Source organism: Synergistaceae bacterium, from assembly GCA_017450125.1.
Classification (GTDB): Bacteria; Synergistota; Synergistia; order Synergistales; family Aminobacteriaceae; genus JAFUXM01.
The window spans coordinates 26305-52659 of the sequence record JAFSWZ010000038.1; the positions used below are offsets into that span (position 1 = coordinate 26305).

Genomic DNA, 26355 nt, shown 5'->3' on the forward strand with positions numbered 1-26355 from the left:
GTTACTGCAGCTCTATGCTTCCGCGCTTTATCCTGATTACAGGGATGTTTGCCACGAGAGCTGTGGCCTGGTCGTCCTGGTCAAGGCTGATCTCTATCTTGTTGGTCTCGATGTCCATATATTTGGTCAGAACTTCCACTATCTCGTCGCGGAGATTGTCCAGAAGCTGGGGGGATATGTCCGTCCTGTCATGCATAAGCACTATCTGTAAGCGGTTCTTGGCCTTCTGGCGTGAACCCTCGCTGCCTCCTCCGAATAATTTTTTCAGGAAATCCATCGTTATCCTCCTTTATCTTTTGCGTCTGCCCGTGAAGAACTGCTTTATCTTGCTGATGAAGCCTCTCGTTGCGTAACTCTCCAGATCCATCAGAGGCACGTCATGGCCAAGAAGACGCTCCGCAATGTTCAGGTACGCCTGAGCCGCAGGAGAGTCCAGCGTCATAGTCATGGGTTCGCCGTTGTTGGTGGCGCGGATAACGCTCTCGTCTTCCGGCACAACGCCGATGAGGTCGATCGACAGCACATCGAGAATATCATCCTTCGCGAGCATGTCGCCGTCCTGAACCATGTTAGGCCTCAGACGGTTAATGATCAGGCGTATAGGGGACTTGCCCATTGATTCGAGCATCCCGATTATCCTGTCCGCGTCCCTGACTGAGGGGATTTCCGGCGTTGTAACAACAAGAGCCTCGTCAGCACCTGCGGCCGCGTTCTTGAAGCCGCCCTCTATGCCTGCGGGACAGTCCAGAAGCACGAAGTCGAAGTCCGGCCTGAGCTCCTCGCACAGAGCGACCATCTGTTCCGGGTTGACCGCGTCTTTGGTGCGGGTCTGCGCGGCGGGAAGAAGGTACAGTCCCGGCACTCTCTTGTCCTTAACGAGAGCCTGAGCCATCTTGCAGGTTTTCTCTATGACATCGATGAAGTTATACACGACTCTGTTTTCGAGGCCCATTATCACGTCGAGATTGCGCAGGCCTACATCCGCATCAACCGCAACGACTTTCTTGCCGAACTTGGCCAGAGCCGCCGCGATGTTTGCAGTGGAAGTTGTCTTGCCTACCCCGCCTTTGCCTGAGGTAGTTACTATTACACGTGCTGACATTTAGAGTTTATGCCCTCCTATAGTTTTTTCTCAGCTGAGAAGAATTTATGTTCCCGTATGACCGGCGCGCCGTCTTCAAGAGTGATTAATACTCCTTTGCGCCAGCATGTTGTGGATTTGGGATCAGCGTAACACAGTTTGTTGCCGATTCTGACCTGAGGTGTCTCGAAGCTCCCTGCCCACACGAACACGTCATCACGTCCGAACCCTCCTGCGTGGACGACTCCGAGCAGGCGGCCTGCGACAATGACGCTTCCTCCGGCCTTGACCTCCGCGCCGGGATTCAGGTGCCCCCACACGAGGACATCGCCGTCGGTCTCGATTCTCTGGCCGCTCCTCATGGACGTGTAGACCACGCGGAGTTCGGGAGCGCGGATGAGTTCGGGGGGAGTTTCGGGCTTGGGAGCGTTGTCGATCTCCTGCATTGGCTCTGTCGTACACAGTCCGGCGGCCTTGAAGAGTGAGACGCTGTTCTGGTTGCTCGACAGCCAAGCGAGAATCTTCAGCCCCTTCTCCCACACGACGCTCTGAAGCATGTTGAGCACGAGACGGCGGGAACACTCGCGGCTTCCGAAGTCGAAGACCATTCCCTGACTGTCAGAGAGCTTGTAGACGCTTGACGGTATCCCGACGAGCGTGTCGAACAGTTCCTTCTCCGTCAAGGTCTCAGGCAGGTTGAACTTTATGCCGTAGTGAGTCCTCTCAGGTTTCGGCTGAGCTCCGGGCCTCTTGATTTTGCGCAAAAGATTCAAATTGGGTATCTTCATCGTTAGGTCATCATGTCAAAAAATTTTGTGTGCTGGTGTAATGTTATGTGAATGCTGAAATTTTGCAAGTGTTAATTTCTAGTGAGACAGCAAATACGCTAACAATTCCCCGACCATAGGACCGGCTACCGAGCTCCCGTGCTTGCCGCCTTCAACCACAGCTACCGCAACATACTTCGGAGCTTCCGCAGGAGCATAGCCCGCAAAAAGTGCGTGGTCATCACCGTGAGAGTTCTGCGCCGTTCCTGTCTTGCCCGCAACGTGAACACCGAAACGCCCCGCACGCGAGCCCGTGCCCCTGCTCACGACAGCTTCAAGCCCCTTCTGTACAATAGCCAGCTTCGCGGGGTTCAGGCCGATGTTCTCGGGAGTCTTGTAGCCTTTTGCGTTGAGGTGAGGAGTAACCATCTTCCCGCCGTTCGCAACAGCAGCATAGACTCTCGCAATCTGCAAAGGAGTCATGAGCATATAGCCCTGCCCTATCGAGTAGTTCACAGTGTCGCCGCTTCCCCAAGCCCTGCCGAAACGGCGCATCTTCCATTCATCTCCGGCTATGTTTCCGCCGCTCTCGCCCGGAAGGTCAATTCCTGTAGGCTCTCCCAAGTGAAACTTTTTCCCCCACTTTATGAGCCGCTCAATCCCTGTCCTCAGTCCTACCTGATAATAGAACACGTCGCACGAATGCTGAAGCCCGCCGATAACGTTCAGGCTTCCGTGCCCAGAATGCTTCCAACACTTGAACAGGTGCGTACCCATTCTGAGGCCTCCCCTGCAGGCAATCATTGTGCTCTGGGTTATCGTGCCTTCCTCGAGCGCGGCGATCGACATGAAGGCCTTGAACGTCGACGCAGGGGGGTACACTCCCGCAATGGCTCTGTTGAGCATGGGACGTGCAGGGTCGTTAATGAGTGCGTTCCACTCGCGGCCGGAAACTCCCCACGCTAAGGGGTTGTTGTCGTAAACGGGGTTTGAGGCCAGCGCGAGGACTTCACCGGTGTTGACATCCATTGCGACAATCGCACCCTTCCAGTCCTTGAGGAGTTCGACGGCCAGCTTCTGCGCCCCCATGTCAAGCGTGAGGTGAATGTCCTCTCCCTTGACGGCGGGGTTAGCGTCGAGAGTGCGGATTCTTCTGCCCCTCGCGTCAACCTCCAGGGACTCTTGGCCGGGCGAACCGCGAAGTTCTGCCTCGTATGCCCGCTCAATCCCCGACTTGCCGATGAGGTCGCCTCCGACGTAGCCTTCGTCCGAACGTGCCTTGAGCTCACTCTCCGAGATTTCGCCGACGTAACCCAAAACGTTCGCGGCCGTGCTTCCTGCGGGGTAAGTCCTCCGCCACACGCTCAGCGGGAAGAGTTCGCGCGGAAAGTCATAGTCCGCTACGAGTTCCGCCATCTGCGTCATCGTGAGGTTGGGGACGATCTTCATCACGCGGTAAGGTGCTAACCTCTGTTGCTTGATGGTCTTCTCGAGGTCAGCGACGCTCATCGGGATGCCGTGCCTCATGAGAATCTTGCTGAGGTGCTCGAGCTTCTCGGGGGTATTGAGGTCGAGGGGGTAGCCCATTATGCTGAAGGTAGTGTCGTTGACGGCCAGAGGTACGCCGTTGCGGTCGAAGATTTCGCCTCTTGGTGCGGCGAAACGTATCAGACGAAGCCTGTTGTTGTGCGCGAGGCGTATATACTTGTCGCCTTGCCTGATCTGACAGAAGTACAGCCCGCCGACGAGAATAGCCAGAATCAGAAACATAAGATACCTGAAGTTGTTTAGCCTGCTGTCCAATAATTCCATGCCGTGAAAATCTCCTGTAATCTAGACTTTGCTGTTCCTGACATGACGCAGATAAACATACATGCTGAAGAGTATTGCGGGCAGTGAGTACATCTGCTGCATGAGAAAGAAATTCCAGCCCGCCGCCCATCCGAGTATCAGGACGGGAAGCATCGGTGGCACAAGCTGCGAGACCTCGAACAGCCCGAAGACCAGAAAGCTCGTCCCGCTCGCCCGACCCTGCGGAGGAATCATCCCCCAGACCTGAATCACGACCACCACCACAATAACATAGCCCAGCGTGAAGAAGCCGGGTATTCCGACCCACCGCAAGTCCCAGAGTATTCCGCCAGCCCACGCCGCCCATATTGCCCACAAGGAATCCTCGCTACCTTCGTCGGTCAGGAGCTTGTAGACGATGCCGAGCATGAACAGTCCTGGAAGCTGCATTCCGCCGCCGGTGAAGACGGTCAGCAGGTCCTGAACGAGCCACAAGATAACCAGCGTCATCGTTCAGTAGCTCACGGTGTAGAAGCCTGACATGTCTGCGCCGGGTTCTACTCTGTACGTCGTATAGCCGTCAACACCGGCCATGAGCTCACCGGCAATCTGTCCTATGGGAAGCCCGGGCGGGAGCTGTTCGCCAATCATCGCGGTGCTGACCTTCATTCCGGCTCTCACTCCTCTTCCTGCAGGAATATACCGCAAGAGCACCGCACCTGTCCCGTCTCCGGCAACGACTCCGAGTTCGCGGGTCTCCTCGATTACCGCAGGAATCATGAACGACGGCGAAGTGATTAACTCAGCCCACGAGGACATTGCGGAAACGGAGCTTATCCGTCCGACGAGATAACCTCTGCTGAAGACAGGCAGCCCCTGCGTAATCTTGTCCTGTCCGCCTCTGTCTATGCGGATCTCGCTCCACCAGGACATGGGCGAACGCAGAGTTACACGGGCAGTACGTGCCTCGCTGTCCGCAGAGGTGTAGACGCTCTCCCCCGCGAACTTGGCCAAGTCAAGGCGCAGGCGGGCATTCTCGTTCTTTAGGCGCGAGACTTCCTCGTTGAGCTTGTCCACGTCGGACGAACGGGACTTCCAGCCGAGATATATATCTCTCAGGACTACGGCAGGATACTCGGGAATGAAGAGAATGCTTCCCCACAGGTCAACGATGTCCTTCATTACTCCGAGCCCCGAACTTACGCCCAGAAGGAACACACCGAGAATAAGGGCAGTAAGCCCGTGAACAAGCTCACGTGTGGTGCTGCGAGTGTTGTCCATCAGCGTGAACCGCGCTCAACCGACATGAGCACGCGGCGCATCGTCCCGAGATTGTCGAGAATCTTGCCGACACCCAACGCTACGGAGTTCAGGGGCTGTTCTGCGACGATTACGGGGGTGTTTATGGCTCTGGATAGCCTCTCGCTGAAGCCCCGCATCAACGCAACGCCGCCCGTGAGGATTATTCCTCTGTCGACGACATCTTTGGCGAGTTCGGGTGGCATCTTCTCGAGCGCAACCTTGACCATGTCTTCAATGCCCGTGAAGATGGGCTCCATTGCCTCGCGAACCTCGACTGACGAAATCGTGTCGCTCTTCGGAAGGCCGCCCGACAAGTCCCGTCCCTTGACGTTCATCTCGAGTTCTGAGGCAAGCGGAAGAGCACTCCCTATCGTGTTCTTGACCTCCTCAGCTGTACTCTCGCCGATAAGCAGGGCATAGCGTGAACGCACCATCGCAATTATTGTGTTGTCCATCATCTTGCCGGCAGTTCGGAGAGAGCTTGTTACGACGATTCCGCCGAGAGAAATCACGCTGACTTCGCTCGTTCCGCCGCCTATGTCGATAACCATGCAGCCATTGGGCTTGTCGATGGGAAGTCCCACCCCCAGTGCCGCACTTATCGGCTCTTCGACGACGTATGCTTCACTTGCTCCTGCTCCGAGCGTCGCATCAATTACAGCTTTGCGTTCAACCTCCGTAACTTCTGCTGGTATCGAGATTACTACGCGCGGATGAACCATGAAGGTATTGCTGGAACTTACGCGCTTTATGCAGTAGCGTATGAGCTCCTGCGTCATGTCGAAGTTCGCGATGACTCCGCCTTCAAGAGGCCATATCGCGTCAATCCCTGCCGGAACTTTCCCCGACATTGCTTTTGCGTCCGAACCCACAGCTATAACGTCGAACCCCTCGCCTCTCGGCCTTCTCTTAACGGCGACTGCAGAAGGTTCGCTGAAGACTATTCCTTTGTCCTTGACGTAGACTACTATATTTGACGAGCCGAGATCTATTCCTACGTCCATGCCTAACATGCCTGATAACAGCTTGAACATTGTGCGGTGCTTCTCCTATCTCGGCCAGTACGGATTCATTTCGCGTTCCGCCGCAATGCTGGTGTCCGGGCCGTGTCCGGGAAGGACGTGCAGGCCGTCAGGCAGGGTGTCGAGCCGTCGGAGCGAGGCCTCAAGTTTCAGGTCGTCTCCGCCCTCGAGGTCAGTGCGCCCGACGCTCTGCGCAAAGAGAGTATCCCCCGACAGCAGGACGTGATGCCCCTCTTTGTCCGTAACCATGTAGCACACGCTGCCTTCTGTGTGGCCGGGTGTCTCCATGACCTTGATTGTGTAGCCGGGAAACTCGATAACTCTGCCTTCCTCGACCTCCTTGAAGTTCGCTAAGCCCTTGCACTTCACCCCGAGCAGTGCCTGAAGGCGTGTTGACGGGTGAGCGAGGCTGAACGCATCACGCGCACCAATATAGACGTTGTCCCCGACGTAGTCCGTGAGTTCGTGGATGCCGGCGATGTGGTCTATGTGTCCGTGCGTCAGCAGAACCATCGTGAGCTTCAGGCCGTGTTCCGCGATGAAGTCCCTGACCTCTTGGGTGTCGCCGCCCGGGTCGACAAAGAATGCTTCTCTGGTTTCGTCGTCCCAGAACAGATAGCCGTTCGTCCACAATGCTCCCAATGGGAAACTCTTATAGTTCATGAAAATAATTTATCCTTTCTGCGGTGAATCTATTATAAACGTAAGCGGGCCGTCATTGATAATTTCCACTTCCATGTCCGCACCGAACTCACCAGTTGAGACTTTCTTGAGGCCAAGCCCCCGCACCTTCTCCACAAAATAATTGTAGAGCCTCTCTGCCTCGTCAGGTTTCGCGGCATCAGTGAAGCCCGGCCTTCTGCCCTTGCACGAAGCATACAGCGAGAACTGCGACACCAGCAGAACTTCGCCGTTAATGTCCTTAAGCGACAGGTTGATTTTGCCGTTCTCGTCCGAAAATATGCGGAGGTTGATGATTTTGTCGGCCAGCCAGTCTGCGTCCTTCTCGGTGTCTCCGTGAGTTACGCCGATCAGCACGCACATTCCCTGAGCTATCTCGCGGCGGTCATTGCCTTCAATGGTAACCGCGCTCCTCTTTACCCTCTGAATTACGAGCCTCATAAGTTTACCCCCTTACGACTTCGATAATGCCTCTGACTTCATTGAGCCTTGCCATCGCGGAATACAGGTGCTCGAGGCTGCGCACGCTGAGTTCTGCCTTGATGCGCATCAGGCTGTTGCCTACCATTCTCCTCTTGATGCCGATAACGCTCGTCCCGTCGAGGCTTAATGCGTGAGTTGCGTCCGCTACAAGGTCTTCGCGTGCAATGCCCTCCGCCTTCAGCCTCACAGTGTAGAGGCCTCCCCTGCGGTTAGGGTTGCCTTCGTCGTCGTTGTGTGCCGCCCACTCGACGCGGATTTTTCTGTCGCGCTTGATGGTCTTGATTACGCGGCAGCCTTTGCGGTGAATCGTGATCCCCCTGCGTTCCGAAGCGTAGCCCACGATGTCGTCGCCCGGAACAGGCGTGCAGCATCCCGCGAGAGTTACGCTGACACCGCTTTCGCCCTCGACGAGAATATCACTCTTGCCGTCGCGCCGTCTGACTTCGGGGCGGTTCTCGAGCTCTGCGGGAGTTATCTGCTGTGCGACGGTGTGGTGCTGAAGGTACGTTAGAGAGAGTTGCTGTGCCGCTTCGCCCGGACCGAGCGACCCTGCTCCTACAGACAGAAGCTGCTCGTCAATGTTGCCGAAGTCCTCGCGCGTAACATCAGGGAAATTCCGCCGTTTGAGCTCGCGCTCTATGAGCTTCCAGCCCCGCTCTATCTTCTCCTCGCGGTCTGCCTTCTCTGCCTGCCTGAAGTAGCTCTTGATTTTCGCCTTCGTCTTGGCCGAACTCACCATCTTGAGCCAGTCCTGAGACGGAGAACCGTTCGGCGACGTGAGAATCTTCACCATGTCTCCGCTGTGAAGCTGTGTGTTCAGCGGGACAATCCGGCCGTTAATCATCGCACCGGCGCAGTGATGCCCAACCTCCGTGTGAACTGCATACGCGAAATCCAGCGTCGTCGAGCCGTTGGGCAGAATCATCGGCTTTCCGTCCGGCGTGAAGACGTAGAGCTCGCTCGTCAGGAGAATGTCGTTCTTCAGCACGTCCATAAACTCCTGAGAGTCTCCGTCCTGCCCGGCCTCTAGTGCCTGTCGTACCCACATCAATTTTGCGTCCAGACCCTTGATGGCTCTCTTGCTGCTGCCGGACTTGTACACCCAGTGCGCCGCTATGCCGTACTCCGCAAAGTGATTCATCTCGTAGGTTCGTATCTGCACCTCGAGCGGCACTCCGAACGCCATCACTGTTGTGTGAAGCGACTGGTACATGTTGCTCTTCGGCGTGGCTATGTAGTCGTCGAACTGTCCGGGTATCGGAACCCACAGAGCGTGAACGATTCCAAGAACGGAATAGCAGGTAGTTACGTCGGCAACAAGCACCCTGACCGCAAGAATGTCGTAAAGCTCCTCGAAGGAGAGCTTCTTCCTCTGCATCTTCTCGTAAATGCTGTAGTAGTGCTTCGAGCGTCCCTTTATGCGGCAGGGGATGTTCTCCTTCATGAGACGTTCCTCAAGCATCGTCTGAGCCTTCTCGATGACTTCCTCCATCTTCGGAAGACGCCGCTTTACCCTACGAACGATCTCGTTATACACGTCGGGCTGAAGGTACTTGAACGACAAGTCTTCCAGCTCGCGCTTCAGGTGGTAGATACCCAGCTTGTGGGCAAGAGGAGCGTATATCTCCATCGTCTCGAGGGCTATCCTCTGCTGCTTGTCCGGCCTCATAACGTCGAGCGTCCTCATGTTGTGAAGCCGGTCAGCCAGCTTTATGAGCACCACTCGTATATCCTGCGCCATAACGAGAAACATCTTGCGCAGGTTCTCGCCCGTAATGTCATCGCGCGACATGAACTCCTTGACCTGCTCGCGTGCAAGTTTCGTTACGCCGTCGACGAGCATTTCTACATCAGAGCCGAATTTTTCCCGAAGTTCATCGTGGCTTACTTCCGTGTCCTCTAACGTGTCGTGAAGCAGTGCGGCTTCCAGTGTCGCCATGTCGAGCCTCATACCTGCAAGGATAAGGGCTGCGTTCACGGGGTGGATGATGTACGGGTCGCCCGACTTCCTGAACTGGTCTTTGTGCGCAACCGCAGAGAACACGAAGGCTTCACCGAGCTGCTGCATCTGTTCGGGAGTGAGCGAGAGCATTGCCCGTGCCCAAAGTTCCTGCCAGACAGAACGCACGCCTTCCTGCTGGCATTGTTCCGGGATACGCGAGAAGTATTCATCACGCAGAGAATACATGTCGCGCAAGAAGTTCGACGGTTCATCGACTATCGACGGAACGCTGTTGATGATGGACGAGAAAGTATCCTGGCCGCTGTCAATTGTCTCTATATTATCCGGCACAACTACGCGCCTCCTTCCGTAACGGCACAGTCAAGGATAAACTGTAACTGTTCCTCATTCCTCCAGTAGTCAAGTCTTGGGTGGTATATCCATCCCCTTACCCCGCGCCCCATAAGTTCCGCGACATCACGCGCGCTCGTGTTGAAGGCAAGAAGCCTCTTGTTGTGCACGAGAATATAGCTGTGTTTGCCTTCTTTGCCCATCGGGTTAATCTCTGTGCTTGGGTTGATGTCAGTGTAGAACTTAGGGGAAGGGTTGCTGTTGCCGAATGGGCCGAGTGCCGAGACAGCCCGCCAGTCGGAGATAGAGATGTCTGACGGCGAAATGCTGATGACCGGCGTAACTCCCTCCGGCTTTATCTCAATGTCAGTGAGCATACGTTCAAGCTCGTTGCAGACTTCGCGCCAGTTCTCAATGAGCACGGAGAACCCTGCGGCATACTTGTGCCCGCCCCAAGCATCGAGCTTCGGCGCAATCTCCCGCAGTATACCCACAGCATCCCCGCCCTCAGGCACTCTCAGCGTCCCGCGAATAACCTTCGAGCCTACAGGAGCAGCAAGCACAATCGGCCTGTTGTACTGCGCGCAGATTCTGCTGGCAACGCCGCTTAGTACTCCGATAGGCCACGACTCGTTGTAGAGGACGTTGTGTTTCACCCTGCCGGTCAGAATCCCGTTGTCTATCTCGTGGGCAATATTCTCGGTGAGGCTCTGCCGTTTGCGGTTGATTCGCGTGAGGTCGTTCACGCAGGCGTAGACGGCATCGCTGCTTCCTGCACCTAGAAGCGCGCGGACTCCTGTGTCTGCGGTGGCGATCCGTCCGGGAGCGTTGAGGCAGGGGATTACTCTCATCGAGAGGTGCTCTTCCGTGAGCTGTGCTTTGTTGATGCTGAGGCAGTCGAACAATGCGGCGAGGCCTCGTCGCGGGTTGCTGCGCATGAGGTTCATCCCGTAGCGTACGATGGAGCGGTTGAGGTTGTGCAGGGGCATACAGTCAGCGATTGTTGCGAGGGCGGCGAGGTCTACTTCGTACTGAAGGAACTGCTTCGAGACGATGTTCTCCTTCCACGCCCAGCACCACAGAACGGCCGTCGCGCAAATCTTTTGGTGGTCGCCCGCGTCCATGTTAATGCTGGGATTGACGATCGTCGGTATCGTTATCGGTGCAGAGACCGAGTGATGGTCGAACACAAAGATGTTGATTCCGGCCTTCCTGAGCTTCTCGAGCATCTCGGAGTCATTAGTCCCGCAGTCTACCACTATGAGGGTGCTGCAGCCAGTGCCTGCGATTTTGTCGAGCACTCCGGCATTGAGACCGTAGCCGTGAACGTCCCTTCGCGGAATGAAGTACCGTACCTGCGCGGCCTTGTTGCGGAAAATCTCCATCGCCAGAACAGTAGAGCTTATGCCGTCAGTGTCGTAATCCCCGTAAACCAAGACGTTCCCGAATGAGCTTTTGGACTCCCAAAGTTTTCTGGCTTCTGCGCTTGCTGTCCCCAAGTCGAGTGTCTCCATCTGCTTCACGAAGTCCGGGTGAATCCACTCTCGCAGTACGTCAATGTCCTCCGTGCCCTTGAGCATCTCGAGGACTCCTGCGGCGAGTTCCGGGCATGATAGTTCGCTGGCTAGCTGCCGCGTGTAGTCGCCGGGCTGGTAAATCTTGAGGTCAGAGATTAAGCATGTAGGGAGCATCTCTTCCCCGCCTCCCTTCTGCGCAAGAAGTAACCCTGCAGAATCTCCAGGCACTCGGTCTCCATTATGCCGGCTCTGACTTCGCACGTGTGGTTAAGGCGCGAGTCATGAAGAATGTTGTAGAGTGTCCCTCCTGCTCCGCTCCTGTAGTTTTTCGCGCCGTAGACTACCCGCGAGACACGGGCGTTGACGCACGCACCGGCACACATCGGGCAGGGCTCAAGGGTAACGTACAGCGTACAGCCGGACAAGTTCCAGTGCCCGAGCTTCCGGCAGGCCGAACGTATCGCGATGATCTCGGCGTGCCCTGTCGGGTCGTCAGCCTTCGTGTCGCTCCCTGAGGCAAGTACAGCACCGTCCTTCACCAGCAGTGCCCCGACGGGAACATCTCCGCGCGACAGTGCATTCTGTGCCTCGTCGAGTGCAGTCCGCATGTAGCAATAGTCTTCAGATGTCATGAACTGCTAATCATCTCCCAGTTGTTAATGGTTTGAGTTTGAGGGATATTATACACGCCGGACAGACTGGCTTAGTGTGGTATCATACGGGGCAAATTTTTCGAAGGGAGAAATCTTCTGCTATGGCATATTATTACAGCGAACCGTCTCACACATTCTCCGAGTACCTGCTTATTCCGACGTACTCATCAGCTGAATGCGTGCCGTCAAACGTCTCACTAAGGACTCCCTTATGCAAGTTCAGGAAGGGAGAAGAATCGCCGCTCTCAATCAACATACCGTTAATCAGTGCATGCATGCAGTCAGTCTCCGACGACACGATGGCAATTGCTCTGGCGCGTGAAGGCGGAATAGCTTTCATCTACTGTTCGCAGCCCGTCGAGAAGCAGGCCGAGATGGTCGCCCGTGTGAAACGCTACAAGGCCGGTTTTGTCGCCAATGACTCAGCCATCAGCCCGGAGCAGACTTTGGCGGACGTTCTTGCCCTCAAGGAACAGACAGGACACACAACCGTAGCAGTAACGCACGACGGCTCAACGACCGGCAAGCTCTTGGGCATCATCACGAGCCGGGACTACAGGGTGAGCCGCACTCCCCTCGACACGAAGGTGAGGGACTTCATGACTCCGACGGACAAGCTGATCTTTGCGCACGACGGGCTGAACCTCAGCGAGGCGAACGACATTCTGTGGGCGAACAAGCTCAACGCGCTTCCTGTTGTCGACGCAGATGGCAACATGGTAGCGTTCGTGTTCAGGAAGGATTACGACATGCACAAGGAGAACCCGTTAGAGCTCCTCGACGACCAGAAGCGTTACATGACGGGAGCAGGCATCAACACGCGCGACTATGCGGAGAGAGTTCCTGCGCTCGTGAATGCGGGAGCTGATGTGCTGTGCATAGATTCTTCTGAGGGCTTCACCGAGTGGCAGAGGAGGACGCTCAGGTGGATACGCGAGAATTACGGCGACAGCGTGAAGGTAGGCGGAGGGAATGTAGTTGACGCTGACGGTTTCAGGTTCTTGGCCGAAGCGGGAGCGGACTTCGTGAAGATAGGTATAGGCGGCGGGTCAATCTGCATCACGCGCGAGGCGAAAGGTATCGGGCGCGGGCAGGCTACGTCAGTGATAGAGGTTGCGAGGGCAAGGGACGAGTATTTTGCTGAGACGGGAATCTACGTGCCGATATGTTCGGACGGCGGGATAGTGATGGACTACCACATAACTCTTGCGCTGGCGATGGGCGCGGACTTCTGCATGCTGGGAAGGTACTTTGCGCGGTTCGACGAGAGTCCGACAAATCGCGTGATGGTGAACGGCAACTACGTGAAGGAGTACTGGGGAGAAGGAAGCTCGAGAGCAAGGAACTGGCAGCGTTACGACTCAGGGGATTCGTCGCAGGCGAAGCTGTCGTTTGAAGAGGGAGTAGACAGCTACGTACCTTATGCGGGAAGCCTGCGGGACAACGTGAGCGAGACGCTGAGCAAGATACGTTCAACGTTCTGCAACTGCGGAGCACTGACGCTCGCGGAGATGAGGGAGAAGGCGAAACTGACACTCGTATCACCCGTAACACTTATGGAGGGCGGAGCGCACGACGTAATCATGAAGGAAGCAGTAAGACGGAGCAAGTAAGAATGAGAAAAATTCCCCCTGTACGAGAAATGCAGGGGGAATAATTTTAGCGTAGGTTAGTTCTGTCTGCGGATGACAAGCTCGCCGAAGAGCAGACACGCCAGAGTTACAGCACCGCCGAGCCCCACAATGTACCACTGGGACTGCATAGCCAGAGGAGGAAGGATAGCCGCGAAGGTTGACGTGAAAGGTGTAGTTACTCCGATCGCGAACCCGAACGCCTTCCAGCTGTCGGACTTTGACGAAGGGTCAACGCATCTCGCGAGTGCCAGGCCGCTGGGGGTTGAGCCGTGCCCCTGACCGAAAGCCATCAGGCCGAGTTCGAACCATTCACGTTTTAGCCAGCGTCTAACGAGGAACATGCACACAAACGACATCAGAAGGATAATCACAACCATGTGAAGCAGTATCGGCACAAAGAATGACGCAAACAGTTTGAGGTTCAGGGTAGCGGTTGCCGAGCACACGCAGATTTCCAGAGCAACGCCGCCGATGTTCTTGATGCCCTCAAGGTCAGCATAAGTGTCTGTGTGAGTCTTCCTCATGATGTACCAGACTATGAACGCGCCGACTATGCCGTAGAGCAGGGCGGGAATTGTCTTCATTACGGAGGCGAATGCAGGGATAGGCACAAGAGCTAATGACTTGAAGAGTTTTTCGCCGATGAACATGCACAGCAGGACAATCGCTAACTGAAGGGCGAGGCCGTTCACGACATCAGATGACACAGTCCCGACACCGAGAGACCTTCTTTCGCTCTCAGGCAGCAGTACCGGCGCATCTCCCGTGCTTGCCTTCTCCTTAGTGTACGACGACCAGCCTAACCTTGCGCCGATGTTCACCCAGACCATTCCGGCGAGCATTGCAACGATGAGGCCGAGAGTTGCCATGATGATGCCGAGCCCTAACATTCCGGAGTTGCCCATCTCCTCAAAGATTGTTCCGGCAGTCGTAGCCGCGCCGTGTCCGCCCCAGTAGGTATATATCGCCATCATTCCCCAAGCGTAAGGCATATCGGGCCAGTGCTTGGAGAGGAATATACCTGCGAGCGTACCTATTATCATCTGTGAAAAGTACGTGAGGAAGATTAGATTAACAGCACCCGCATACTTCTTGAGCGTCTCCTTGTTAATCATCGAGCCGAAGATTGCCGTAGTCAGAACGACGTTAATCATGGGTGTCGCCATTCCCGCCCAAGTTTTGGGGATGTCAATCCAGCCCAAAACCTGCGGACCGAGTATCAGCGCAACCGCACCGCCGATTAATCCTGCAGGGAGGAAGAGATTCTTGAGGGGCTTGCAGATTCTCAGCAGGAAGACTCCCAGAAGAAGGAACACCATCAGCAGAGCAAGGTCATTGACCGCAACCGTAAACACCTGTCCGAACGCTACATTAGTCATAGTTTCCGCCTCCTCTTAATTACTTCAGCGAGTCCGCAACCTTCTCGACGAGTTCACGTGAAGGGTTCTTGCGGTCCTCTTTCGACACCTCAAGGATTAACTTGTACAGCGACACGCCCTTAGTCTCCGCAACTTCCTTGAACATCTTTGTGAAGCTGGAGTGCGCACCTGCGAGGCCAAGAATCAGGTCGAAGGGTTTTACTGCAACGTGATAGCTGTACGCTTCCATAGCTGGGATTAATTCCTTGTCCTCGAAGTCGAGCATTGCCATGAGGTCAACGTCCTGAAGAAGCCCGAGCCTCTGGAAAGCCGCCGCCGCAAGTTCAGTCGCGCAGTTTCCGGCACTTCTTGCCATTCCGAGAAGCCCGCAGTCGAACACGTCAGCACCTGCCTCATGAGCCGCGAGGGCATTAGCTACGGACAGCCCCAGATTGTTATGGCCGTGAAACGCTACGGGAATCTTCACGCTGGCTTTGAGAGCCTTGACGTAAGCACCGGCATCCTGCGGCATCATCGTACCGGCGGAGTCCATAACCGTAACTTCATCGAGCCCGCAACTTTCGAGCATTGCGGCTTCTTCTGCGAGTTCGTCGGGAGTCGACACATAAGCCTTCATCATCGAGAACCTGCAGATCATTCCGGCATCCTTTACGCGCTTGATGGCATCACAAGCATTTTTGCCGTCGCCTGCGTTTGCCCCGACGCGCAGGAACTTAAGGCCGTAACTCTTCGCGAGGCTGACGTTCTCAGCTGTGCCATTCTTCCAACCCATGAACATACCTATTTCCGCCTGAGGCAGGAAGGGCTGTATGACTTCAAGATATTCTTTGTCGGTACAGGGAGCTATTGAGCTGTTCGCCTCGTATGAGCCGATGCCCGTGCAGTTGCCCATCTCGATGACGCGGACATTACTGCGGATAAGCCCTCTGATTATCATTGCGGTCATCTCTGCGTTGAAACCGCGTCCAACGACGTTTCCGCCGTCCCTAAGCGTGCAGTCAAGTAACTTCATTGTTTTACCCTCCTCTGTGATTTACGCGACTCTGTGAGCGGGTTCTCCTCCGCCCAGAACCTTGATGACTTCCTCTACAACTTCCATTCCCATGCGGTAAAGTGCCTCTTCTGCACACGCGCCGATGTGCGGAGTCCCCACGAAGTTATCAAGCTCGAATAAGTTAGTGTTCTGGCGGGTAGGGGGTTCTGCGACGAAGGCATCACACGCGGCGGCTCTGAGCTTTCCGGCCTTGAGTGCGTGATACAGGTCTTCCTCGTTGACGATCCCGCCTCTTGCGGCATTAACGAGGATTGCACCCTTCCTGAAACAGTCGAAGGTGTCTCCTGCGATGAGATTCCTTGTCGAGTCGGTGAGTGGAACGCTGACGTTCACGATGTCAGAATTTGCGATGAGCTCCTGAACTGTCTCGTATTTCTCGTAGCCGAACTTTGCCATGACTTCACGCGAAACATACGGGTCATAGCCGATTACCTTAACGCCGAATCCATTGCGGAGAATTTCTGCTGCTCTGCGGGCAATGTTGCCTGTTCCTACGAGGCCGAGCGTCTTTCCAGTAAGCTCCATACCTGTCATCTCGGCGGGAGCAATCTTCTTGAACGCTCCGCCCTGCGTCTTGTTGTGCGCAAGAGTGATGTTGCGCGAGATGTCCAGCATCAGCCCGACGATGAGTTCTGCGACGGAGTTGCTGTTTGCGCTGGGAGTGTTGAGGACGGTGATGCCGCGTTTCTTGGCCTCATCGAGGTCGATGGTGTTGCAGCCGACTCCGTGCTTGCCGATTACCTTAAGGTTCTTGCAGGTGTCCATTACCGTAGCGTTCACTTCAAAAACTCTCAGGATGATAGCTTCTACTTCATCTGCTCTGTCGAAATTGTCAACGACAGAACAATTCTTCCTGAGGAGCTCCAAAGCGTCAGGATGTATGTACTCGCTTAAGAATACTGACATTGATGCTTCCTCCATGTATTAGATTGTGTGCGGGAAATGTTGTAACGTTTACTTCATGTTTAGAATTATACATGTAGTTAATATTTTGCGCAATACTTTAAACGAAATTTTTGCTACAAATTTTCATGAGCGTGTGTGCACAAAAAAAGTCCCTGCGTTCGAGGGACTCTGTATCGGAAAAAGGGTTATGCGTCTATTCGCTGGTAGGCTGTGAGTTCGTCTCGCTCGTCGAGGCGTGATTTGTAGTCAACTTCCTGGCCGGTAAGTATGAGGATGTATTCAGAGAGTGCCGCCGCACCTAAGACTGAGTGAAAGAAGCTCATTCCTGCGGTTGAGACGTAAAGCACCGTATCTGTGTACTGCTTCAACGGTTCAGGAAACTCGTTAGTGATGAGGCAGACCCTTGCGCCGTTCTTCTTGGCGGTCTCGAGATATTTTGCGTCGGTCTTGTAGTAGCGCGAGAACACGAACATTATCACCGCGTCGCCCGCATCAACGTCCTGCATCCTGCTGAGGGACATACCTTCGCTGTCGTCAAGGTAAAACACGTTCGGGAGCATGAAGGTCAATGTTCTGCTGAAAGTCAGCGCAAGCCCCCTGCATCCTCTGAGGCCGATAATGTACTTGTGCTTTGCGGATGTCAGAGCTTCAACTACCTTGTGAATGTCCTCCGGGCTGTTGGTGAAAGCTGATAACATGTTCTGCTGGATGAATGCCTGAAACTGTATCATAGGGTCAATGCGCTGAAATTTCTGGCTGCTCTGCGTCATTCTCTCTCCGAGCGAAAGTCCCGCAAACGAGTTTTCTACAAGCATGTTATAGACGTGAGCTTTGAGATCCTTGAAGCCCTCGTAGCCGATAATCCTGCAGAAGCGAATCACTGATGCATCACTAACGCCGATTTCACGCGCAACGTCCTGCGAGGACATTCCGGCTAATTTCTCCTGATTGTTCAGGAAGTAATCCGCCATCTTCTGCTGAAGTTTCGTGAATTTCGTGTGCCGAAGCCTGTCCGTTAATGTTCCTGTTATGGTAATTTTGGGTTGCCTCCTAATGAAGATTTGAGCGTCTACGATTCTACAGGAACATCATGAACGCCGCAAAGCTCATCCCCGCCGTAACAGCAATCACCCTCAGCGGAGCAAGCCGGAAATAGTTGCACAAGCACCACACGAGAGTTCCCGTGCCGATCCACGCGGTAAAGTAATTCCAGCCCATCGAGTAAGGGACAGCTTCCGCGACGCAGTCAGCCGCTTTCTCCCAGAGCAGGAAGCCGCCTTCCGCCGCGAGCACAGCATAACGCACGCCCAGAAGCCGCAGAGCTCCCAACGCAGAAGCAATAGTGAGAGCAAACGTGAAGTATATCGGCGCAATGACATTCAGCACTATTCCAACAATAACAACTTCGCCGAAGGTACTGCTGACCTGCGGAAAGCTCACGAGGAACATCAGAGAACTCAGCGCGAGCCAGAATTTGCGGGGGATTGTCGTTATCGTGAGTGCGCAGAGCATCGACAGCCTGAATCCTATGTCCCAGAACATCAGCGGAGACCACATCAGAATCATTACTCCTGCGAGGCTGACTGAGTTCACGCCGTTCACCGGTCGGCCAAGACCACGCGCGATTAACCCTGCCTGAAACATCAAGCCCGCCCGCAACGCACTCGGAGCCGCACCAGTCAGGAGAATGTACAGCCACATAATCACCGACAGCATCACCGAACTTTCCCCGAAGAAGAACGACGCGCACAGCACAATTATTCCGACATGGAAGCCCGACACAGCCAGAAGGTGAACAGTTCCCCAGCGTCGGTGCATTCGGTTGAGGAGGTCATCGCGCTCACCTAACCACATTGCCTTCAAGTATGAGGCTGTCGCGTCGGGAAGGTACATCGTGAGTTTCTTCGAGAGCCTGTAACGGAACAGAGCAAGGCTGAACTTTTCCCCAAGTTCTTCGACGTTGTAGAGGCTGAGCCACGAAGTTATTCCCCTTGCCTGCCAGTACCTGCCTTCGTCAAAGTTTCCGTTCTTCCTGAAGCTCCGCGTAACTCCGTCGAACTTTATGCGCGTTCCCTGCATGTATTCGGCGAACGGAAGACGCACTGCGTACCGGCCTCCTCCGTCAACGTCGACAGTCAGGACGTACTGCCTTCCCCAAGTGCGCACAGCCGTAACCGTCCCCGCCGCTTCCGTAAGAGTTACGTTGTCTGCGGGAGGACGCGAGAGAACCCAGCAGCACCTAAGCGAGCACAACGCGCAGATAGCCAGTCCCGCAAAGAACAGCGGCCATTGTCCGGGAAGTTCGTGCTCGTAGGACGAGAACATCACCGCGACGTACAGCGCAGGCACCATCACGGCGAACGCCCACATTCCCGCGCGGTCATAGAGTGCCAGCCCGGCAGTCAGTCCCGCGAGAACTGCGAGCATAGGCGAACGTCTCAGAACTTCCATCAGCGAATCACTATCTGCGTGCGAATCTGCTTTAGCTTGGCCGCACCGATACCCTTGACGTTCAGGAGGTCTTCGGGCTTCGAGAATGAGCCGTGCTTCTGCCGGTAGTCGATGATTCTTTGTGCCGTAGCTTTGCCCACTCCGTTGATGCGCTGCAGTTCCTGAAGGTTAGCGCGGTTGATGTCGACGAGCGAACTCCCGCCGGATGACGAGCGTGTGAATGTCAGCTGCCCCCTCATCTGCTCGAGCCGTGATGAACCGATGCCCTTGACGTTGAGGAGGTCTTCAGGGCTCGTGAAGCTGCCGTGCTTCTTGCGGTAGTCGATGATCCTCTGAGCGATTGCCGGGCCAACGCCGCTGATGCGCTGAAGTTCGTGAACGTCAGCACGGTTGATGTCGACGAGACCGCCTGACTGCGGGGATGTTCCGGGTACTGGTGCGTTCGGCGATGCCTGTCCCTTCTCGGGAATGTCGATGTGCAGGTTCGGCGACAAGAAATCAGCGAGGTTCAGTGATGCCTGGTCGGCTTTCGGCGTGAAACCTCCGGCGGCGTTGATTGCCTCGTAGATTCGCGAGCCCTCAAGCAGCTTGTACACTCCTGGCTTCTTCACCGCACCAGTAACATAGACGAACCAGATTTCCGGCGCAGAAGGCTTCTCTGGTTCACTCGGGGTGGCGGCAGGCGCAGTAGCTTCGGGGACAGGCGCAGGGTTGTCGGCGGGCGTAGATTGCGGCGAGGGACGGAAGAGCATCGTGAACGTTCCGGCCAAGAGAAAGAGTATCACTCCTGAGACGGTGATTACGAGTTTGCGGGACTGCATGGGCAATTTCTCCTGATGTGAAAATTTATGCTGATTATATAACGCATTGACGCGCATTTGACCCGCGAATAAAATTATCTTCATCCTTAACACGAAAGGACTGACAGATTATATTCAGAGCAGCCGACTTCCTCCTGCCCAACTCTGAGGACTTGTCTTCGTGGGCAGTTGTTGCCTGCGACCAGTTCACATCACAGCCCGAATACTGGGACAAGGTCAGAGACATAGCGGGCATTTCGCCTTCCGCGTACAATCTCATTCTGCCGGAAGCACTCCTGAGCTCCTCGACACCAGAGACCTGCGCGCACATAAATTCCATGATGGCAGACTACCTCGAACACGGCTTCTTCACCGAGTACAGAGACGCGTACATTTACGTTGAACGCACTCTCCTCGACGGCTCGATACGTCCCGGCATAGTGGGAGTGATTGACCTCGAAGAGTACGACTACCTTCCAGGCACAACGCCCCGCATCCGCGCGACCGAGCAGACCGTCAGCGAACGAATCCCCGCCCGCAAAGCCATCCGACAGAACGCCGCGCTCGAACTCTCGCACGTTATCCTTCTGTGCGACGACGAACGCCGCGAACTCATCGAGCCCCTGAAGCACTCAAAGCATAGCATGAGGAAGCTCTACAGCTTCGAGCTTATGCTGGGAGGCGGGAACATTCAGGGCTGGCTGGTCGAAGGAGACCACGCAAGAGCCTTCAACACACGGCTTGCCAGCTACATCCGGCGCAAGAGCAGAGACCTTCCGTTGGTGTTCGCTGTCGGGGACGGAAATCACTCTCTAGCGGCGGCGAAAGCATGTTACGAGGAACAGCGCAGCACCAACCCCCTCGCACGTTACGCGATGGTCGAGCTCGAGAACATTCACGACGACTCGCTGAAGTTCGAGCCGATTCACCGCATCGTCAAAGGCGTTGACCCTGATACTGTGCTCGCATCGATGAAGGCTGACATCTGCGCTCCGATGTTCGGGGCTTCCTGGCCGATAAAGTATTACGCGCGCGGAAAGTCCGGCACTCTGCACCTCGACAAAGCACGCGGAGCATCAGCCTTAATCGTGCTTCAGCAGTACCTTGACGCGAAACGCTGCAGCATTGATTACATTCACGGGACGGACACACTGATTCAGCTGTCGTCTCATGAAGGATGCATAGGCTTTGAGCTTCCTCCGTTCGACGAGGCGGCAAAACGCGACTTCTTCAGGGTCATTGCAGAGTCAGGAGTCCTGCCGCGAAAAACTTTCTCGATGGGTCATGCCCAAGAGAAACGCTACTACCTCGAGGCAAGGAAGATACGTTAATGCTCGCGGATCTCGGCCTTCTGTACTGCGCGTTCTTCTGGGGCACGAGCTTCGTAACCATGAAGATACTCGTGGGGGTTTACCCTGCGTGCTGGCTTCTGTTCCTGAGGTTTTCAACAAGCTCGGTGATGCTCTATCTGTTCTTTCACAATCGCATCAATAAATCCTTCCGCCATGTCTTCAAGGACGGAGTAATACTAGGCTTCCTGCTGTTTGTTGCGATAACGACGCAGACCGTAGGGCTGAACTACATCGGCGGAGGACGGAGCGCGTTCATCTCTGCGACGTATGTGCTGATGGTGCCGCTGATGCTCTGGGCACTGCAGAAGGATTTTCCGGGCTGGGTGAAACTTTTTGCGGCGGCGTTGTGCGTTGCGGGAATGTACTTCCTCACGGGCGAAGATGTCTCGGAGGCTTCGGCACTCGGAGACGCTTTAACGGTGATTTGTGCGCTGACGTTCGCGGTTCAGGTTATCGTGATAAGCCGGAGCACTCAGGGGAGCGACCCCATCGCGCTGAGCTTTGCGGAGTTCGTGAGCTTCTCGGTGTTCGCACTCGTTGCGTCGCTGATGTTCGAGACACGCCCCGTGCTTCTGGACGCTGGAAGTCTGCCCGAGCTTCTGTTCACGATAATCTTCGCGACGTTCGGGTGTTACTCGATGCAGATAGTCGCCCAGAAATACGCCGAACCTTCACACGCAACAATCATCATGAGCCTCGAGTCAGTCTTCGGCCTAGCGGGAGGGATAATCTTTCTCGGAGAGAGCCTGACCTTCCGCGCTGGTGTCGGCTGTGCGTTAATCTTTGTGTCGGTGCTGATCTCAGAACTTGAACCCTACTTCCGCAAAAGGAGCTGAACGGTAATTGCTTGAGCGTTTCTTCTCGGGTACTAACTGGCTGTTGATTCTGTCGCTGGTTTTCGGCAGTGCTGCCCTCGCCGTTCTGGGGGATTCGCTCGGCTCTAAGTACGGCAAAAAGCGAATGTCCCTCTTCGGCCTGCGTCCCAAGTACACCAGCCGCCTCATAACTGCGTTCACCGGAGCATTAATCGCGGCGGGAGTTCTGGCGGTCATGTCCGTATTCTCGCAGGACGTGAGAACCGCGCTGTTCGGGATGAAGCTCCTGAAGCAGCAGATGTACGATCTGCAGTTCCAGCTGACACGTAGCGAGGAGAACGCACAGCAGGCACGCGTGAGCTTGGCCGAAGCCTCAGCGAGCCTTGACCTCACGAGCTTTGAGCTAGACACGATGAAGAATGACCAGCTGCTCCTGCAGTTACAGCGCGATGAACTTCAGGCCTCGTTGCGGGTGATGCGCGAGGAGTCCCAGCAGCTGCGCGAGGAGATACGTTCACTGAGGAGCGAGGCGATCGCCATGAACGCGAACGTACTTCTCGGGCAGGCGGCGTTTGAGCCAGGGATGTCGCGGGAGGAGATTGCGGCGGGGATAGCGGCCTTGAAGCAGCGCGTGAGGCTGAACGTGCTGTCGCTAATCTCTAACCAGTCCTTCACGCGGATGCGGGACATTCCCGTAGAGTTCGACGCAGAGGCAGAGGCGGCACTAATTGACGAGCTTGCGGGTTCTGACATGAGGCAGTACGTGCGCGCGCTGTCGGGAGAAAATTACGTTTTCGGCGATAACATGAGAATCATGGTGAGGCTTGAGACCGGCACGAGCATAATCATCTACCCTGACGGTTCGCCTGTGTACAGAAAGTTCTTCGCTAACGGCGGCTCGGCCAAGAGTGAGGAGACATTGCACGTGTTTCTGCGGGAGCTCAGGGAGAAAGTGATTAATGACGGAGTTCTGCCCGACCCTGCGACGAACAACGTCGGCACTCTCGAAGGGGAGGCGTTCTTCAGCGCAGTAGAGGCTCTGAACGCGATAAACTCTCCCGTGATAATCAGCGCGCTTGCGTCGGGCGACATCTACACTGAAGGCCCGGTAGTGATTGACATAGTCTTCGAGGAATGACGATGCCGCACGTAATCATCTACACCGACGGCGGAGCATCACCGAATCCAGGTCTCGGAGGCTGGGCGGCAATTCTCCACTCTCCCGCTCACAGCAAGACCCGCGAGATCTGGGGCGCAGAGCCCGACACCACCAACAACCGCATGGAACTCACCGCCGCAATCCGTGCCCTCGAAGCCCTGAAAGTTCCCTGCGAAGTGGATCTTTACACGGACTCGGCCTACCTGCAGAACGCTTTTGTGAAACGCTGGCTCGTCAGCTGGAAGCGCAAAGGCTGGAAGACTTCCGCAGGCTCTGATGTGCTCAACCGCGATTTGTGGGAACGCCTCGAGGAACTCACGAAGATTCATCATGTCTCGTGGCACTGGGTGAAGGGACATTCCGACGACGCACGAAATGAACGCTGTGATGAACTTGTCCGCAAAGCTCGCGAAGAATACCGCTGAAGCACTCCTGCACTTCCTCTTCCCCGTCAGCTGTCCCGTGTGCGGCCGTCCGGGCGTTAAAGTCTGCCCCGAATGCCGCCCCTACCTCGACGATGAACCCGCAGTTGTCCTTCCCGATGCAGCGATTCCCGAACTGTTTAGCGGAGATGTAATCACACGAAGCATCAGCGGCCTGACGGTACATTCTGCCGTGAACTGCGACACCTCCGCCGCAAGGGAGGCAGCAAGAAGCCTCAGGCATTCACGCGAGCTCTGCCGGACGCTGGGCAGGCACATGGCGAGGAGTTTCGGGGACTGCGACGCAGACATCATCATACCTGTGCCGCTACGCCTCTACAGCAGGAGAGCTTTTAACCATGCCCGCGAAATCGCAGAAGGATTGTCGGACGTGTGGGGTATCGAGGTGTGGGACTTTGCGCTGTGGACGAGAGAGATTATCCACAAGGACACGATAACCTATGAAGACTTCCGGCTCACGAGGGATGTTTACGGCAAACGCGTTGTGCTGGTCGATGACGTTGTGAGTTCGGGAAGGACGCTGTCGTGCCTCGCCAAGACATGCCGCAATGACGGCGCAGAAGTCGTGTGCGCGTACACTTTCGCGTCGGAAGGATTGAGCGGGGAGGCCGCACCTTCCCCTGCTGCTGCTGGGCACTCCGAGAAACGCTACAAGGAACTGTACAGGTTCTTCACCGGCGACGTAATTACGCGGCAGATTAACATTCTCACGGTGTATTCTGCTTGCCGTTACCACGAGGGCGGCATCAGGGAGGAAATCCACAAGTTCAAGTACAGCGGGGGTTACGGACTTTGCTGGTACATGGGCAGGCACATGGCGGAGAAGTTCGGCGAATGCAGAGCGGATTACCTTATGCCCGTACCTCTTCACCTCAACAGCGAGAGGACGTACAACCAGACGCTTCTTCTTGCTGAGGGGATGTGCAGTCTGTGGGAGGCAGAGATTCTTGACGCGGCGGTGTGGACGCGCGACGTAACCAGACGTGCAGTCAGCACAGGGAGACGCGAGCTCACGCCTTCTGACTTCGCGATAACTCAGGACATCAGGGGGAAGAGAATAGCCCTCGTTGATGACGTGTGTACATCGGGAATGACTTTGTCGTGCCTAGCCTCTTCCTGCAGACAGAATGGAGGCGTAATAGTCTGCGCATACACTCTGGCTTCTGTATAATCTCTGCGAGGTGATAATATCTTGCAGAACAATTCATCAAGTCCTTCGATGGTACGTCATGCAGTGTTCATGATGGCCGGAACTCTCATAAGCAGAATATTAGGTTTGGCGCGTGAAGTCATGGTGGCAGCCCTTTTCGGGGCAACCCGCGCAATGGATGCCTTCAACGTAGCTTACACGCTCTCGAACCTTGCCCGCCAGCTCCTAGCCGAAGGAGCACTGTCCGCCGCGTTTGTCCCCGTGTTCTCGCAGGCACTCGCCAAAAGCCGCGAGAAAGCCTTAGCCCTCGCTCGCGGAACTATGACGGTGTTAATGTGCGCTACATTGTTTGTTGTGGGATTGGGGATTGCGGGAGCTCCTGCACTCGTAAAGATTATGGCTCCCGGCTTCAGTGAAAGTGATAGCGTGCTGGCCGTCGGATTGACGCGCTGGATGTTCCCATTCCTGATATTCATTTCGCTCGAGGCACTAACGATGGGTGCGTTAAATTCTTTGGGTTCGTTCTTTGTTCCTGCGCTCTCTCCGGCGTTGAGCAACCTAGTATTCATCATCACTGCTCCGTTCTTCGCGGCGAGGTTCGGGGTGTACGGTCTTGCGTTGTCGGTTTTGTGCGGAGGGTTCGCTCACTTCATGACGCAGTGGCTCTACGGCTTCAAGATGAAGGCTGTGCTTTACCCAGCGCGCCCGGACATGTCAGACCCGGACCTGAAGCGCATAATGAAGCTCTTTCTCCCCTACGCGGCCGGCCTATCGCTGAATCAGGTCAACCCCGTCATAAGCAGAATGCTCGGCTCGTTCCTTCAGGCGGGGAGCATCTCCGTGCTGAACTACTCGAACAGAATCCTTCAGCTTCCTCTGGGACTGTTCGTTATCGCGATTTCTCAGGCAGTGCTTCCTCAGCTTGCACGTGCAAAGAATGACGACGAGTTCGTCGAGACATTGAGGCAGGCAGTAAGGTTCGCGCTGTTCGTTGTTCTTCCTGCGTCGCTTGGAGTTATGGCGATCTCGCGGGAGTTCGTTCACCTCGTGTTTGTGCGCGGACAGTTCGGGGCGTGGGCGTGGGACGCTACGACAACAACACTGGCCTTCAGTATGCTCGGCCTTCCCGGAATGGCGTGCTCGACGGTGATAATGCGCGCTCTCTATGCTCTCTCGATGCCGAGACAGGCCTTCAGGGTTACGCTGTTCAGTGTGTGTGCGACGGCGGTTCTGTCAGTGATTCTGGTCTGGCCGATGGGTTACAACGGTCTTGCTCTCGCGCCGGGAATCGCCTTCACGTTGTCGGCAGGGCTGGGGCTTCACTACGTCCGCCGTAAATTAAGCCGTCCCTTAGGGATAATCACCCGCAAGGTCTTCGGTAACTACCTTGTTGCGCTGGCAGTTCTTGATGCGACGGTGCTGCTCTGCAGGTTCGTCATGCCCTATGACCCTGCGGCCGGGCTGGCAGTTCGTGCGCTGTGGGTGCTGGGAGTGATAGCGGCGGCGGCAGTAGTGTACGGAGCTGTTACGGTGAAGATGAAGTTTGAGGAATGGGGACTGCTTGTGCAAGCGTTCAGGAGGAAGTGAGTTAGGCTATAATTACACGAAAATTTTTGAGGAGG

The 26355-nt window shown here is 55.5% G+C and carries 25 protein-coding genes; 7 read left to right on the forward strand and 18 right to left on the reverse strand.

The window, feature by feature from the left end; genetic code table 11:
- Window position 1: 1 nt before the first annotated feature.
- The 12 genes from minE to IJT02_08755 all read right to left on the reverse strand — a co-directional run bounded on the left by minE (window position 2) and on the right by IJT02_08755 (window position 11545).
- The gene (gene minE, locus IJT02_08700; protein MBQ7545003.1) at window positions 2-277 is read right to left on the reverse strand and encodes a cell division topological specificity factor MinE; all 276 of its coding nucleotides are present in this window, start codon (window positions 275-277) and stop codon (window positions 2-4) included.
- A 12-nt stretch (window positions 278-289) separates the two neighbouring features.
- Window positions 290-1102, reverse strand: a complete 813-nt coding sequence (minD, locus tag IJT02_08705) for a septum site-determining protein MinD (GenBank protein ID MBQ7545004.1) — start codon at window positions 1100-1102, stop codon at window positions 290-292.
- A 17-nt stretch (window positions 1103-1119) separates the two neighbouring features.
- Window positions 1120-1869 carry a hypothetical protein gene (locus tag IJT02_08710; protein MBQ7545005.1) on the reverse strand — a complete coding sequence of 250 codons (750 nt, stop codon included), beginning with the start codon at window positions 1867-1869 and terminating at the stop codon, window positions 1120-1122.
- 78 nt (window positions 1870-1947) lie between these two features.
- Window positions 1948-3660 carry a penicillin-binding protein 2 gene (gene mrdA / locus IJT02_08715; protein MBQ7545006.1) on the reverse strand — a complete coding sequence of 571 codons (1713 nt, stop codon included), beginning with the start codon at window positions 3658-3660 and terminating at the stop codon, window positions 1948-1950.
- Window positions 3661-3681: 21 nt separating this feature from the next.
- Window positions 3682-4149 carry a hypothetical protein gene (locus tag IJT02_08720; protein ID MBQ7545007.1) on the reverse strand — a complete coding sequence of 156 codons (468 nt, stop codon included), beginning with the start codon at window positions 4147-4149 and terminating at the stop codon, window positions 3682-3684.
- 3 nt (window positions 4150-4152) lie between these two features.
- On the reverse strand, window positions 4153-4920 hold the full coding sequence (locus IJT02_08725) for a rod shape-determining protein MreC (protein ID MBQ7545008.1): 768 nt from the start codon (window positions 4918-4920) through the stop codon (window positions 4153-4155).
- Window positions 4920-5975, reverse strand: a complete 1056-nt coding sequence (locus IJT02_08730; GenBank protein MBQ7545009.1) for a rod shape-determining protein — start codon at window positions 5973-5975, stop codon at window positions 4920-4922. The genes IJT02_08725 and IJT02_08730 overlap by 1 nt, the downstream gene beginning before the upstream one ends.
- Before the next feature lie 15 nt (window positions 5976-5990).
- Entirely contained in the window at window positions 5991-6626 is a 636-nt protein-coding gene (locus IJT02_08735) for an MBL fold metallo-hydrolase (GenBank protein MBQ7545010.1), read from the reverse strand.
- A gap of 9 nt (window positions 6627-6635) precedes the next feature.
- Window positions 6636-7085, reverse strand: coding sequence for a D-tyrosyl-tRNA(Tyr) deacylase (dtd, locus tag IJT02_08740; GenBank protein ID MBQ7545011.1), 450 nt, complete (start codon window positions 7083-7085; stop codon window positions 6636-6638).
- 4 nt (window positions 7086-7089) lie between these two features.
- Window positions 7090-9315 carry a bifunctional (p)ppGpp synthetase/guanosine-3',5'-bis(diphosphate) 3'-pyrophosphohydrolase gene (locus tag IJT02_08745; GenBank protein MBQ7545012.1) on the reverse strand — a complete coding sequence of 742 codons (2226 nt, stop codon included), beginning with the start codon at window positions 9313-9315 and terminating at the stop codon, window positions 7090-7092.
- 107 nt (window positions 9316-9422) lie between these two features.
- A complete protein-coding gene (locus IJT02_08750; GenBank protein MBQ7545013.1) occupies window positions 9423-11111 on the reverse strand; it encodes a DHH family phosphoesterase in 1689 nt (562 codons plus the stop codon).
- Window positions 11093-11545: a nucleoside deaminase gene (locus tag IJT02_08755; protein ID MBQ7545014.1), complete on the reverse strand. Its 453-nt coding sequence runs from the start codon at window positions 11543-11545 to the stop codon at window positions 11093-11095. The genes IJT02_08750 and IJT02_08755 overlap by 19 nt, the downstream gene beginning before the upstream one ends.
- A 146-nt stretch (window positions 11546-11691) precedes the next feature.
- Between IJT02_08755 and IJT02_08760 the strand changes: the two genes are divergently transcribed.
- Window positions 11692-13203 carry an IMP dehydrogenase gene (locus IJT02_08760; protein MBQ7545015.1) on the forward strand — a complete coding sequence of 504 codons (1512 nt, stop codon included), beginning with the start codon at window positions 11692-11694 and terminating at the stop codon, window positions 13201-13203.
- Window positions 13204-13259: 56 nt separating this feature from the next.
- On the opposite strand, the gene IJT02_08765 is transcribed toward IJT02_08760, so the two are convergent.
- The 6 genes from IJT02_08765 to IJT02_08790 all read right to left on the reverse strand — a co-directional run bounded on the left by IJT02_08765 (window position 13260) and on the right by IJT02_08790 (window position 19835).
- Entirely contained in the window at window positions 13260-14603 is a 1344-nt protein-coding gene (locus IJT02_08765) for a hypothetical protein (GenBank protein ID MBQ7545016.1), read from the reverse strand.
- Between the two features lie 19 nt (window positions 14604-14622).
- Entirely contained in the window at window positions 14623-15615 is a 993-nt protein-coding gene (locus tag IJT02_08770; GenBank protein ID MBQ7545017.1) for a 4-hydroxy-2-oxovalerate aldolase, read from the reverse strand.
- 21 nt (window positions 15616-15636) lie between these two features.
- Entirely contained in the window at window positions 15637-16563 is a 927-nt protein-coding gene (locus tag IJT02_08775; protein ID MBQ7545018.1) for a hydroxyacid dehydrogenase, read from the reverse strand.
- Between the two features lie 185 nt (window positions 16564-16748).
- Window positions 16749-17534 (reverse strand): MurR/RpiR family transcriptional regulator, encoded by a 786-nt coding sequence (locus tag IJT02_08780; protein ID MBQ7545019.1) that lies wholly within the window; start codon window positions 17532-17534, stop codon window positions 16749-16751.
- A gap of 106 nt (window positions 17535-17640) precedes the next feature.
- Complete coding sequence (locus IJT02_08785) at window positions 17641-19014, reverse strand: ComEC/Rec2 family competence protein (protein MBQ7545020.1); 1374 nt, start codon at window positions 19012-19014, stop codon at window positions 17641-17643.
- Complete coding sequence (locus IJT02_08790; protein ID MBQ7545021.1) at window positions 19014-19835, reverse strand: helix-hairpin-helix domain-containing protein; 822 nt, start codon at window positions 19833-19835, stop codon at window positions 19014-19016. Before IJT02_08790 ends, IJT02_08785 begins: the two co-directional genes overlap by 1 nt.
- Before the next feature lie 152 nt (window positions 19836-19987).
- Here IJT02_08790 and IJT02_08795 point away from each other — a divergent pair, with 152 nt between their 5' ends.
- The 6 genes from IJT02_08795 to murJ are packed head-to-tail and all read left to right on the forward strand — an operon-like array spanning window position 19988 to window position 26320.
- Entirely contained in the window at window positions 19988-21145 is a 1158-nt protein-coding gene (locus IJT02_08795) for a DUF1015 domain-containing protein (GenBank protein ID MBQ7545022.1), read from the forward strand.
- Complete coding sequence (locus tag IJT02_08800; GenBank protein ID MBQ7545023.1) at window positions 21145-22002, forward strand: DMT family transporter; 858 nt, start codon at window positions 21145-21147, stop codon at window positions 22000-22002. Before IJT02_08795 ends, IJT02_08800 begins: the two co-directional genes overlap by 1 nt.
- Before the next feature lie 7 nt (window positions 22003-22009).
- Window positions 22010-23119 (forward strand): DUF3084 domain-containing protein, encoded by a 1110-nt coding sequence (locus IJT02_08805; GenBank protein MBQ7545024.1) that lies wholly within the window; start codon window positions 22010-22012, stop codon window positions 23117-23119.
- 2 nt (window positions 23120-23121) lie between these two features.
- On the forward strand, window positions 23122-23565 hold the full coding sequence (rnhA, locus tag IJT02_08810) for a ribonuclease HI (GenBank protein MBQ7545025.1): 444 nt from the start codon (window positions 23122-23124) through the stop codon (window positions 23563-23565).
- A complete protein-coding gene (locus tag IJT02_08815) occupies window positions 23516-24754 on the forward strand; it encodes a hypothetical protein (GenBank protein ID MBQ7545026.1) in 1239 nt (412 codons plus the stop codon). The genes rnhA and IJT02_08815 overlap by 50 nt, the downstream gene beginning before the upstream one ends.
- Window positions 24755-24802: 48 nt before the next feature.
- Window positions 24803-26320 carry a murein biosynthesis integral membrane protein MurJ gene (gene murJ, locus IJT02_08820; GenBank protein ID MBQ7545027.1) on the forward strand — a complete coding sequence of 506 codons (1518 nt, stop codon included), beginning with the start codon at window positions 24803-24805 and terminating at the stop codon, window positions 26318-26320.
- The last annotated feature ends 35 nt before the right edge of the window (window positions 26321-26355 follow it).

Coding starts and splice junctions, on each gene's coding strand:
- minE (MBQ7545003.1), bottom strand. CDS start 277: ATGGATTTCCTGAAAAAATTATTCGGAGGAGGCAGCGAGGGTTCACGC.
- minD (MBQ7545004.1), bottom strand. CDS start 1,102: ATGTCAGCACGTGTAATAGTAACTACCTCAGGCAAAGGCGGGGTAGGC.
- IJT02_08710 (MBQ7545005.1), bottom strand. CDS start 1,869: ATGAAGATACCCAATTTGAATCTTTTGCGCAAAATCAAGAGGCCCGGA.
- mrdA (MBQ7545006.1), bottom strand. CDS start 3,660: ATGGAATTATTGGACAGCAGGCTAAACAACTTCAGGTATCTTATGTTT.
- IJT02_08720 (MBQ7545007.1), bottom strand. CDS start 4,149: ATGACGCTGGTTATCTTGTGGCTCGTTCAGGACCTGCTGACCGTCTTC.
- IJT02_08725 (MBQ7545008.1), bottom strand. CDS start 4,920: ATGGACAACACTCGCAGCACCACACGTGAGCTTGTTCACGGGCTTACT.
- IJT02_08730 (MBQ7545009.1), bottom strand. CDS start 5,975: ATGTTCAAGCTGTTATCAGGCATGTTAGGCATGGACGTAGGAATAGAT.
- IJT02_08735 (MBQ7545010.1), bottom strand. CDS start 6,626: ATGAACTATAAGAGTTTCCCATTGGGAGCATTGTGGACGAACGGCTAT.
- dtd (MBQ7545011.1), bottom strand. CDS start 7,085: ATGAGGCTCGTAATTCAGAGGGTAAAGAGGAGCGCGGTTACCATTGAA.
- IJT02_08745 (MBQ7545012.1), bottom strand. CDS start 9,315: ATGTATTCTCTGCGTGATGAATACTTCTCGCGTATCCCGGAACAATGC.
- IJT02_08750 (MBQ7545013.1), bottom strand. CDS start 11,111: ATGCTCCCTACATGCTTAATCTCTGACCTCAAGATTTACCAGCCCGGC.
- IJT02_08755 (MBQ7545014.1), bottom strand. CDS start 11,545: ATGCGGACTGCACTCGACGAGGCACAGAATGCACTGTCGCGCGGAGAT.
- IJT02_08760 (MBQ7545015.1), top strand. CDS start 11,692: ATGGCATATTATTACAGCGAACCGTCTCACACATTCTCCGAGTACCTG.
- IJT02_08765 (MBQ7545016.1), bottom strand. CDS start 14,603: ATGACTAATGTAGCGTTCGGACAGGTGTTTACGGTTGCGGTCAATGAC.
- IJT02_08770 (MBQ7545017.1), bottom strand. CDS start 15,615: ATGAAGTTACTTGACTGCACGCTTAGGGACGGCGGAAACGTCGTTGGA.
- IJT02_08775 (MBQ7545018.1), bottom strand. CDS start 16,563: ATGTCAGTATTCTTAAGCGAGTACATACATCCTGACGCTTTGGAGCTC.
- IJT02_08780 (MBQ7545019.1), bottom strand. CDS start 17,534: ATGGCGGATTACTTCCTGAACAATCAGGAGAAATTAGCCGGAATGTCC.
- IJT02_08785 (MBQ7545020.1), bottom strand. CDS start 19,014: ATGGAAGTTCTGAGACGTTCGCCTATGCTCGCAGTTCTCGCGGGACTG.
- IJT02_08790 (MBQ7545021.1), bottom strand. CDS start 19,835: ATGCAGTCCCGCAAACTCGTAATCACCGTCTCAGGAGTGATACTCTTT.
- IJT02_08800 (MBQ7545023.1), top strand. CDS start 21,145: ATGCTCGCGGATCTCGGCCTTCTGTACTGCGCGTTCTTCTGGGGCACG.
- rnhA (MBQ7545025.1), top strand. CDS start 23,122: ATGCCGCACGTAATCATCTACACCGACGGCGGAGCATCACCGAATCCA.
- IJT02_08815 (MBQ7545026.1), top strand. CDS start 23,516: ATGAACGCTGTGATGAACTTGTCCGCAAAGCTCGCGAAGAATACCGCT.
- murJ (MBQ7545027.1), top strand. CDS start 24,803: ATGGTACGTCATGCAGTGTTCATGATGGCCGGAACTCTCATAAGCAGA.